This window comes from Bifidobacterium saguini DSM 23967 (assembly GCF_000741715.1).
In the GTDB taxonomy this organism is placed as follows: Bacteria; Actinomycetota; Actinomycetes; order Actinomycetales; family Bifidobacteriaceae; genus Bifidobacterium; species Bifidobacterium saguini.
Genome location: NZ_JGZN01000019.1, coordinates 19,384 through 29,668, shown reverse-complemented (window position 1 = coordinate 29,668; position 10,285 = coordinate 19,384). Strand labels below are relative to the sequence as shown.

The window sequence follows — 10,285 nt, the reverse complement described above, 5'->3', positions numbered from 1 at the left end:
GGACTGGTCGCCGCCCGCAGGTTCAGGCGCGGGAACAACGCCGCCGGCCGCCACTCCGGCACGATGCAACCCGTCGATGCCGGGGCCGCCGACGCGGATGCCGTCGAAACCACGGATTCGGTTCCCGGCGGGCAATCCGTGGTCTGACCGAAGCGGCGGGGACCGTTCTCCGCCGCGATGATTCTTCCGGCCGGACGACAATCCGGCCGGAACCCCGCCGGTTCTCTTCCTTCTTCTCTCCCCGGCGGGCATGGCAACGGCCCGACGCCAACGGTTCAAACCGTTCGCGTCGGGCCGTTCCCTTGCCGTTTTTGGCTGCTTACTGTTCGTCGGTGTTCTCGGAGGCGAGTCGTTCTTCGAGCTGTTCGACGATGTGGTCGTGCATGTTCTCGTCGATCTTGACGGTCAGGAGGAAGACGACGAGGCTGGCGACGATGCCGGCGAGCGGCAGGTAGTAGGCGCAGGTCTTGAACGTGCGGATGTTCGCGGCGGTCATGTCGGCGGCGGTGGCGTTGCCGACCATGCCGGCGGCGACGGCCACGAAGCCCACGATGCCGTTGGACAGGGCGCCGGCGATCTTGTCGAGCATCGGGCGCACGGAGAGGGTGACGGCCTCGTTGCGCTTGCCGGTCTTGAGCTGGCCGTATTCGATGGAGTCGGTCATGCTCAGGATGGCGGTCATCTGGATGGTCTGCGCGGGCAGGTAGAAGAGGACGAGCGCGACGATGACGACGGGCAGGTTCATGGGCGCGATGATGAACAGCGTATAGCCGGCGATCATGAACGCCATGCCGGCGGTGTACAGCCAGCGGCGCGGGATGCGCCGGTTGAGCACCGGGTAGAGGGGCGTGGTGACCAGTCCGGTGATGACCGGGATGACGCCGGCGATGGAGAAGCTGTCCGGGGCGCCGAGCACGTATTTGAACTGGTAGAAGAGCACGCCGGTGGTGGCGACGTTGGCCACGGAGTACAGCAGGTAGCTCAAGGCGACCCACAGGAGCTGGTCGTTCTGGGCGATTGCCTTGAACGCCTCGATGGGGTTGCCGTTGGCCTCGGCCTTGGCGCGCAGCTCGCCCTGGTTCTCGCGGGTGCCGAACGCGACGCTCCACGCGGTGAGCAAACCGAGCACGGCGATGATGATGGCGAACGCGGCCCAGCCGGTGCGGCCCTGCTCCCATTGGCCGGTGAACTTCCAGGTGAACCAGCTGACGACGGGCACGACGATGACGGTGACGCCGTTGTATCCGATGGATCCGGTGAACGCGCCGAGAGCGGTGTACGTGCTGCGCTCGTGCGAGTCGGAGGAGATCGCGGGGATCATGCCCCAGTAGGAGATGTCGCGCAGCGAGTAGATCACGTCCAGCAGGATGAACACGATGACGAACAGGACCATGAACACGCCGGTGTTCACGTCCACGAGCCCGAACAGGCCGGTGAACACCATGATCAGCAGGATGCCGGGCACGAGGCCTCCGATGAACTGCCAGGGACGGAACCGGCCCCAGCGGGTGTTCGTGTTGTCCACGAGGTTGCCGAGCAGCGGGTCGAGGAAGATCTCCGCGATGCGGATGACCACCACGAGTCCGGTGATCACCGCGATGAGGCGCGCGGCCAGCGTCTTGTCCACGTCGATGAACAGCGCGGTGGTCACGAACGTGATGAAGAACGTGCTCATCGTGTTGTAGAACGCGGCCTGGCCCAGGTTGCCGAACGCGTATGCGATCTTCTGCCCCATATTCCTGGTGGGCATGGGCTGCGGCTGTCCGGGCGTCGCCGTGCGCTGTGTGGTGGATCCGCTCATGGTGTGGTGGCCTCCTTGCGACCTGTAAAGAATCCGTGCGCGGGAACAGCTCCGATCCCGCAAGACGCGAGTATAGGACTTTCTTGAAAAAGTAAAAAACTTTACCGCGTGTCGCAAGCAATGCCAACGATTCATGTTCGCCAATCCAACACACCGCGCGGGCGCTGGCGATGGTCGGAGACCGGATTATCGTTGATAAGTAAAGGCTTTCCGCTGTTCTTGCGGTCGCAGTCGGGACAAGCGCAAGAAGTTGCGTAAATTAGTAAATATCTTTATCATCGTTGTGCAAGGAGTCACATTCGAGGGCTCCCGCACTGCGGCGGCAACGACGCGACGCAATCCGATGCGAAAGCGAGGACATCATGAACACAACCGACGATCAGCGGAAGAACGGCGATCCGATCGTCTCCCCGTCCATGCCGACGACGGCATGGCTCGCCGACCCGCGCGTGTACGCGGTCCACCGGCTCGACGCCCATTCCGACCATGCGTGCTGGTCGTACGCCCCCTCCGGCGGCGAGGGCACGGATCTCACGCAGAGCCTTGACGGCGAATGGCGGGTCCGCGTCGAGACGGCGCCGGCGAACAGCTTCCCCGACGGGACGAGCGACGGGCCGGATTGGATCAGCGACGTGTCGCCGCTGTTCGCCGCGCCGGGCTTCGACGACTCGTCGTTCCCCCGCGTGCGGGTGCCCTCGCATCTGGAGACCGCGGGGCTTCTTGACCCGCAGTATGTGAACGTGCAGTACCCGTGGGACGGCCACGAGGACCCGAAGGCCCCGGCCATCCCCGAGCATGGCCATGTGGCGGTCTACCGACGCAAGTTCGCCGCGGAGGGCGCGGTCGCCCAGGCCATCCGCGAGGGCCGCACGGTGACGCTCACCTTCCAGGGCGCGGCCACCGCCATCTACGTGTGGCTCAACGGTGCGTTCGTCGGCTACGCCGAGGACTCCTTCACGCCCAGCGAGTTCGACGTGACGGACGTCGTCAGGAAGGACGGCAACGTGCTGGCGGTCGCCTGCTACGAGTATTCGAGCGCGAGCTGGCTGGAGGACCAGGACTTCTGGCGTCTGCACGGCCTGTTCCGCTCCGTCGAGCTCAATGCGAGGCCCGCCGCCCATGTCTCCGACATCCACGCCGGGGCCGATTGGGAGCCCGCCACGTCGATCGGATCGCTTTCGCTGGACGTACTGATCGACGGCGCCGCGAACGCCGCGACGGCCGACCTCGCACTGCGGGACAAGAACGGCGCCGTCGTCTGGCGCACCGCCACGGAAGCGGCCGGAACGCTGCACGCCGAGGCCGAGATCGACGACGCGGCCCCCTGGAGCGCCGAACGCCCCGACCTGTACGAGCTGTCCGTCACCCTGCTCGACGCGGACGGCAAGGTCCTGGAGACCACGCGCACCCGCATCGGCTTCCGGCATGTGGCCATCGAGGACGGCATCCTCAAGCTCAACGGCAAACGTCTCGTGTTCCGCGGCGTCAACCGCCACGAGTTCGACTGCCGGCGCGGCCGTGCCGTCACCGAAGAGGACATGCTGTGGGACATCCGCTTCATGAAGCGCCACAACATCAACGCGGTGCGCACCTCGCACTACCCGAACCAGTCCCGCTGGTACGAGCTGTGCGACGAATACGGCATCTACCTGATCGACGAGACCAACCTGGAGACCCACGGCAGCTGGAACAGCCCCGGCGACATCCCCGTGGGCACCTCCGTCCCCGGCGACGACGAGGCCTGGCTGGGCGCGTGCATCGACCGGCTGGACAGCATGATCCTGCGCGACCGCAACCATCCCAGCGTGCTCGTCTGGTCGCTGGGCAACGAATCCTACGCGGGCGAAGTCCTCAAGGCCATGAGCGCGCACGCGCACCGGCTCGACCCGTCCCGCCCCGTCCACTACGAAGGCGTCAACTGGAACCACGCCTACGACGGGATCAGCGACTTCGAAAGCCGCATGTACGCCAAGCCCGACGAAATCCGCGACTGGCTCGAACACGGCGACGAACGGGGCGAGGCGAACAAGCCGTTCGTCAGCTGCGAGTACATGCACGCCATGGGAAACTCGTGCGGCGGTCTGAGCGAGTTCATCGACCTCGAACAGTACGAGCGCTACTCCGGCGGGTTCATCTGGGACTACATCGACCAAGGACTCGTCCAGCGCCTGCCCGACGGGCGAGAACGCCTCAGCGTCGGCGGCGACTGGGCCGACCGGCCAACCGACTACGAATTCGTGGGCAACGGCATCGTGTTCGCCGACCGCACGCCCAGCCCCAAGGCGCAGGAGGTCAAGCAGCTGTACTCGCCGGTCAAGCTCACCCCCGACGGACACGGCGTGACCATCGAGAACCGCAACCTGTTCGCCGGCACCGACGGCTACGTGTTCGCCGCACGGCTCCTCGAAGACGGGCATGAGATCTGGCACGCCGACTACCGGTTCGACGTGGACGCCGGAGACACCCAGCGCCACGACATCGCCTTCCCCGACATCGACACGGACGGGAATACGCGCGAGGTCACCCACGAGGTCGATCTCCTGACCGCGGAAGCCACCGCATGGGCGCCGGCCGGTTACGAGCTCGCGTTCGGCCAGCTCACCGGCACACTCAACCCCGAACGGGACATCACCGAGACCGATCATGACGACGACGGCCGCGCGACGGTCACGCTCGGCCGGTGGAACGCGGGCATCCGCCGCGACGACGAGGAAATCCTCCTGTCACGCACCCAGGGAGGCATCGTCTCCTGGAAGCGGGACGGCCGGGAAATGGTCATCCGACGCCCCGAACTCGTCACCTTCCGCCCGCTGACCGACAACGACCGGGGCAACCGTTCCGGATTCGACCGCGCCGCATGGTTCGCGGCCGGCCGCTACGCCGTCGTGACCGATACGAGCATCGCGCAATCCGACGACGGAGGGCTCACCGCCAAATACCGGTACGAGCTCGCCGACCCGGACCACACGCCCGTGACGGTCGCCTACCGCATCACCGCCGACATGCGCATGCGACTGACCGTCGAATACCCCGGCGGAGCCACCGGTGCGGCCAGCCTTCCCGCGTTCGGCGTCGAATGGGAACTGCCCGGCGAATACGAGCGTCTGCGCTACTACGGCCCCGGCCCCGAGGAGACCTACCGCGACCGCAAGCAGGGCGGCAAACTCGGCATCTGGAACGCCACCGCGAAGACGAGCATGGCACCGTATCTCATGGTGCAGGAAACCGGCAGCCACGAGGACGTCCGCTGGCTCGAAGCCACCGACATCCAAGGCCACGGATTGCGCGTCACCCAACGCGGCGACCGTCACTTCACGGCCAGCCTGCTGCCCTGGAGCACCTACATGATCGAAGCCGCGCGCCGCCATGAGGACCTGCCCGAGCCGCGCCACAACTACCTGCGCCTGCTCGCAGCCCAGATGGGAGTCGGCGGAGACGACTCCTGGGGAGCCCCCGTCCACACGGCCTACCAGCTGTCCGCCGGCAGGCCGCTCACCCTCGACGTGGACCTCGAACTCATCTGACCGGCAACGGGCGGCGGCATGCACCACCATGCCGCCGCCCGTACACGTATATATACATTTCCCAAACACACTCCACAGGAAAAGAGGCAATCAATCATGGCTGAAGTGATTATCGTCAGGAACGAGGAGGAGGCCGGCGAGATCTACGGCCGCTGCGTGGCGGACCTCATCAAGGCCAAGCCGGACGCGGTGCTGGGCCTGGCCACCGGCTCCAGCCCGCTGGCCGCCTACCGCGCCCTCGCCAAGATCGTGCACGAGGAGCACATCGACGTCTCCAAGGTGCGCGGCTTCGCGCTGGACGAGTACCTGGGCCTGCCGCTGACCCACCCGGAGTCCTACCACTCCACCATCCACCGCACGGTCGTCGAGCCCCTCGGCCTCGACCCGGCCAAGGTCCACGTGCCCGGCGACGTGCTGAACGGCGCCCCGCTGGAGGACGGCGACAAGATCGCCGCCGCCGGACCGGCCTACGACGCGGCGATCGAGGCCGCGGGCGGCATCGACGTGCAGATCCTCGGCATCGGCACCGACGGCCATATCGGCTTCAACGAGCCCGGCTCCTCGCTGGCGTCCGGCACGCGCGTGAAGACCCTGGCCGAGCAGACCCGCATCGACAACGCGCGCTTCTTCGACAACGACATCAACCAGGTGCCGACCCACTGCATCACGCAGGGCATCGGCACGGTGCTGAAGGCCCGTCACCTCGTGCTGCTCGCGTTCGGCGCGGGCAAGGCCGAGGCCATCGAGGAGACCGTCGAGGGCGGCGTGTCCGCGTTCTGCCCGGCCTCCGCGCTGCAGCTGCATCCGCACGCCACGATCATCATCGACGAGGAGGCCGCGAGCCGTCTGCGTCACAAGGACTACTACCGCTACGCCTTCGCCCACAAGCCGGCCTGGCAGGGCATCTGATCGGCAGACGAACGATTCGGGCTCCTTCTTGCTTCGCCAAGAGGGAGCCCGAACCCATATGCAGGAAGGAAATCATGACGCAGGACAGAGATGAGATCGTCGCCCGCGTGACGGCGGCGTTGGAAGGCGAGGCCAAGCCGGTCGCGATCCGCGGGGCACGCAAGGTAGACGCCTGCGGCGAACAATCGGGCTATTGGGTGGTCTCGGACGCACGTGGCGTGATTGTGGCCACGGGCTCCGCCGCCGCGGACGGTACCGGCGAGGAGGCGTTCGAGCACGCCTGCCGCACGGTCGGCATCGACCCGGCCGTTCCAGCTGACTCCAACGACGCGGTCATCGACGCGGCCGGCCGCATCCTGACCCCCGGTTACGTGGACATCCACGCCCACGGCGCCTGGGAGAAGAGCTTCGACGACGGCCCCGACGGCATCGACGTGGCTCGCGCCGGCCACGCGGTCCACGGCACCGCCCGCCAGGTGCTCTCGCTCATCACCAACCCGATGGACGTGATCTGCCGTAACATCCGCACCGTGCACGAGAAGATGGCCACCCGCCCTGACATCCTCGGCTGCCACCTCGAAGGCCCGTTCCTCGCCCTGAAGCGCAAGGGCGCGCACGACCCGAACTGCCTCAAGGACCCGGTGCCCGAACTCGTGGACCGCATGCTTGACGCCTCGGGCGCCGACCCCGCCGTCGGGCGTCTCGGCTGCATCCGCCAAATCACCATCGCCCCCGAGCTTGAGCACGGCATCGGCGCCATCCGCCAGTTCGCGGCCGCCGGCGTGGTGCCCGCGGTCGGTCACTGCGACGCCGACTACGAGACCGCCCAGGCCGGCTTCAACGCGGGCGCCGGCATCATGACCCACATGTTCAACGCGATGAACGGCCTGCACCATCGCGAACCCGGCCCCATCCCGGCTGCCGTCGAGGACCCGCGCGTCACCATCGAGCTCATCAACGACGGCTTCCACGTGCAGAACCCGATGGTCAAGCTCGGCTTCGGCCTCGCGCCCCACCGCATCGCGTTCGTCACCGACGCCATGGCCGCCACCGACTGCCCCGACGGCGCGTACAAGCTCGGCAAACTTGATGTGAACGTCATCGACGGCCACGCCCGACTCGTGTCCAACGGCGCGATCGCCGGCTCCACCTTGACGTTGGAGGTCGCGGTTCAGCGCGCGGTCAACGAACTCGGCTTCAGCCCGGTCGCCGCCGTCGAGGCCGCCACCCTCACCCCGGCCCGCGCTTTCGGATTCGACAGGGCCAACCCCGTCACCGGCACGCCGCTCGGCCTGATCGCCCCCGGATACGCCGCCGACCTCAACCTCCTCGACCCCACCGACTGGACCGCCCAACACGTCTGGTGCGCCGGCCGCCAGCTGAAGTAAACTCCTTCCAGCAAAATCGACACCGGTGCCGCCCGTCTTCGAGACGACGTCTTACGCCCGAGGAACGAAGCTTGCGCGCGGCACCAGCTCGGTCGTCAGCAGGATGTGACGCCGCACCCGCCGCTCATGCTTCAACCCATCAATCAAGGTGAAGAACGCCATACGGGCCAACTCCCTTTGATCGATCGCATACGAACTCAGCGACGGAGACGTGTACCGGGCGATCGACTGGTTGTTCACACTCACCACAGCCAACTCGTCGGGAACCGCCACACGCAGCGCATTCAACGCCTGCAACGCCCCCACCGCGAGCACGTCGGCGGCCACGATCAGGCCATCGGGCATGCTGCCGGCCTCACGATGGTCAGCCACCAATTGCTCCGCGAGACGGTAGCCGTTCTCCACGGTGAACGTGCCGGACGAATACACCAATCCGTCCGTTTCCAATCCCAGATGCGCGGCCCACTGGCGGAACGACAGTTCACGGATGTCCTCGGGATAGTCATGCATGCCCATGATGCTGCCCACGCCGCCGAGAAACGCAATACGCCTGCGGCCCGCCGCGATCATCGCGTCCAGGGCATCCAGCATCGTCTGCGACAAATCGGGACGTACGGAGTCGAACAGGTGCGGCGCCGGATTCGTGTCGATGCACACGCCATGCGGAAGCACCGCATGCAGGGCGCGCAGGTCCGCTTCGGGAAACACCGTGGCTCCCACGGTGATGAACCCATCGAACTCCGTTGCACGTTCCGTCAACTCGTGTATGGATCGGATGAACGTGGGCTGGTCCAATTCCATCGACTCCGCACACTCCGCAAGAACCTTCCGCAGATCGGCGAAGTACGCATCCTGCAATTCCTCCCCGGACGGAGGCGCATCCAACACCGCGATCGCGGGACGGAACACGTTGCGGTATCCCATCTCCTCGCACACGCGCAGCACGCGCCGACGCGTCTCCTCCTTGATGGAGAACGACGGGTCATTCAGCAAGCGCGACACCGTGCTCTGCGACACCCCGGCCCGTTCCGCGACTTCCTTGAGCGTGGCCATGACATCCTCCCCGCAAACTTTAGTAAAGGGTTTTACTACAGCATAACCCGAGATTTGAAAAGCCTCAGCATCTCCAGTGCACGAAGTTGCATACAGATGGTAGGCTGCGTATGTCCCGGCTAAAGGGGCAGTGCATAGGACGGCGGGTATATCTCAGCTGACATACCCGCCATTCTGAAGATTCTTCCGATGCGGATTCCCTTTCCGATTTTGCAGATCTACAAATATGTAATGGCAAGTACATATGTAAGCGCTTCAGTGCCGCTGCATATATGCCGACTCGGCCAACTACGCACTCAGGTCTTATTCCGCTGAGTGTGACGTTATGAATCGAAGAGGCAATTTTTTCGCTTATCTCCTTCCCCTTCTTCCACCACCCAAGCTGGGAAACAGGCTTTCTATACCTATATATAGGGGCAATGAGGTTTCTCTGTCCGCCGCTATCCTGCCGGTTTTCCCTGACGATGGGTGTCAACGGAGGCCGTTGCCTGTCGGGCTCCTTGATCGTCGTCAGAGGAGGCCGTCGTGGATTTGTTGAATCAGGTGCTTCAGTTGTTCGTCAGGTTCGCCACCATCGGCGGCGGCTTGTGGCTGGTGTGGGGCGCCGTCACCTTCGGCGGCGGCCTGAAGGATCATAATGGGCCGCAGACGCAGTCTGGACTGTGGCAGATCGTGGGCGGAGGCATGATCATCGCGGCCGCGCAGATTTTCAACGCGGTGGCTCTAGGCTGAGCTGATTCGGGGCCTGCCGTGGAGGACTTCATCGTAGCCATGCTCAACATGATCGGCGGCGGAGGTGCCGGTTCGATCACGGCCGGGCTGTTGTCCCAGACGCCGGAGACATGGAATCCCGCTCTTTACCAGTTGGCGGTGAACGTGCATGGAGTCGCCGTCAAGCCTCTGACGTCGGTGGTGCTCGCGGTCATGTTCACGTTGGAGCTGGCGCGCAACTCGACGCGCATCGAAGCGGACCGCGATCTGGGCGTGAAGATCGTGGCCGGCACCATGTTCAAGATCGCGCTGGTGTTCATCGCCGTGCAGAACGCCGGTTTGTTCATTCGGATGTTCAATCAGGTCACGCAGTTCCTCATGCAGGGCGTGTCCTCGCAGATGTCGTATGAGGCGACGGGCGACGGCGGTCAGTTGGGTGATCTGATGCGTGACCAGATTCGCGATGCCGGGGTGATGGGGCAGGCGGCGTTGTTCTTTCTGCTGGTGATTCCGTGGCTGTTGTCCCAGTTGGCGTCGGTGGTGTTCACGGTGGTGCTGTATGTGCGGTTCATCGAATTGTATGCGTTGACGGCGTTTCAGTCGTTGCCGTTCGCGTTTCTGGTGCATGAGGACACCAAGCCGATCGGCGTGGGTTTCTTCAAGTCGTATGCGCGCACGTCGGTGAATGCGGTGTGCGTGTTCATCTGTCTGGTGTTCTATCAGCGGGTCGTGGTCGATGCCGTGAAGATCCCGGATTCCGCGGACGAGGGCATGGTGGCGTGGGTGACGGGCAATTTCGGCAATCTCATGATGGCTGGCATCCTGCTGTTCTTCGTGATCGCGGTGAGTCAGCGTGTTAGCCGGGCTATAGCCGGCGGCGAGTAGCCGCCTATCACAAC

7 protein-coding genes are annotated in these 10,285 nt (G+C 65.1%); 5 read left to right on the top strand and 2 right to left on the bottom strand.

Annotated features, from left to right (window positions below):
- Window positions 1–319: 319 nt before the first annotated feature.
- Window positions 320–1,801: a glycoside-pentoside-hexuronide (GPH):cation symporter gene (locus BISA_RS11355; RefSeq protein WP_033495375.1), complete on the bottom strand. Its 1,482-nt coding sequence runs from the start codon at window positions 1,799–1,801 to the stop codon at window positions 320–322.
- A 362-nt stretch (window positions 1,802–2,163) separates the two neighbouring features.
- Between BISA_RS11355 and lacZ the strand changes: the two genes are divergently transcribed.
- The 3 genes from lacZ to BISA_RS11340 all read left to right on the top strand — a co-directional run bounded on the left by lacZ (window position 2,164) and on the right by BISA_RS11340 (window position 7,622).
- On the top strand, window positions 2,164–5,325 hold the full coding sequence (gene lacZ, locus BISA_RS11350; protein ID WP_033892078.1) for a beta-galactosidase, LacZ type: 3,162 nt from the start codon (window positions 2,164–2,166) through the stop codon (window positions 5,323–5,325).
- A gap of 96 nt (window positions 5,326–5,421) precedes the next feature.
- Window positions 5,422–6,234: a glucosamine-6-phosphate deaminase gene (gene nagB / locus BISA_RS11345; RefSeq protein WP_033892076.1), complete on the top strand. Its 813-nt coding sequence runs from the start codon at window positions 5,422–5,424 to the stop codon at window positions 6,232–6,234.
- A gap of 74 nt (window positions 6,235–6,308) precedes the next feature.
- Window positions 6,309–7,622: an N-acetylglucosamine-6-phosphate deacetylase gene (locus BISA_RS11340; RefSeq protein WP_033892075.1), complete on the top strand. Its 1,314-nt coding sequence runs from the start codon at window positions 6,309–6,311 to the stop codon at window positions 7,620–7,622.
- Between the two features lie 51 nt (window positions 7,623–7,673).
- Here the strand turns inward: BISA_RS11340 and BISA_RS11335 are convergent, their stop codons facing one another.
- Window positions 7,674–8,675 carry a LacI family DNA-binding transcriptional regulator gene (locus BISA_RS11335; RefSeq protein ID WP_033892074.1) on the bottom strand — a complete coding sequence of 334 codons (1,002 nt, stop codon included), beginning with the start codon at window positions 8,673–8,675 and terminating at the stop codon, window positions 7,674–7,676.
- Between the two features lie 525 nt (window positions 8,676–9,200).
- On the opposite strand from BISA_RS11335, the gene BISA_RS11330 reads away from it, so the two are divergent.
- Together BISA_RS11330 and BISA_RS11325 are read left to right on the top strand one after the other, a co-directional pair.
- Complete coding sequence (locus BISA_RS11330; RefSeq protein ID WP_025263185.1) at window positions 9,201–9,407, top strand: hypothetical protein; 207 nt, start codon at window positions 9,201–9,203, stop codon at window positions 9,405–9,407.
- A gap of 18 nt (window positions 9,408–9,425) precedes the next feature.
- Window positions 9,426–10,271 (top strand): VirB6/TrbL-like conjugal transfer protein, CD1112 family, encoded by an 846-nt coding sequence (locus tag BISA_RS11325; RefSeq protein ID WP_033892072.1) that lies wholly within the window; start codon window positions 9,426–9,428, stop codon window positions 10,269–10,271.
- The last annotated feature ends 14 nt before the right edge of the window (window positions 10,272–10,285 follow it).

Coding starts and splice junctions, on each gene's coding strand:
- lacZ (WP_033892078.1), top strand. CDS start 2,164: ATGAACACAACCGACGATCAGCGGAAGAACGGCGATCCGATCGTCTCC.
- BISA_RS11340 (WP_033892075.1), top strand. CDS start 6,309: ATGACGCAGGACAGAGATGAGATCGTCGCCCGCGTGACGGCGGCGTTG.
- nagB (WP_033892076.1), top strand. CDS start 5,422: ATGGCTGAAGTGATTATCGTCAGGAACGAGGAGGAGGCCGGCGAGATC.
- BISA_RS11335 (WP_033892074.1), bottom strand. CDS start 8,675: ATGGCCACGCTCAAGGAAGTCGCGGAACGGGCCGGGGTGTCGCAGAGC.
- BISA_RS11355 (WP_033495375.1), bottom strand. CDS start 1,801: ATGAGCGGATCCACCACACAGCGCACGGCGACGCCCGGACAGCCGCAG.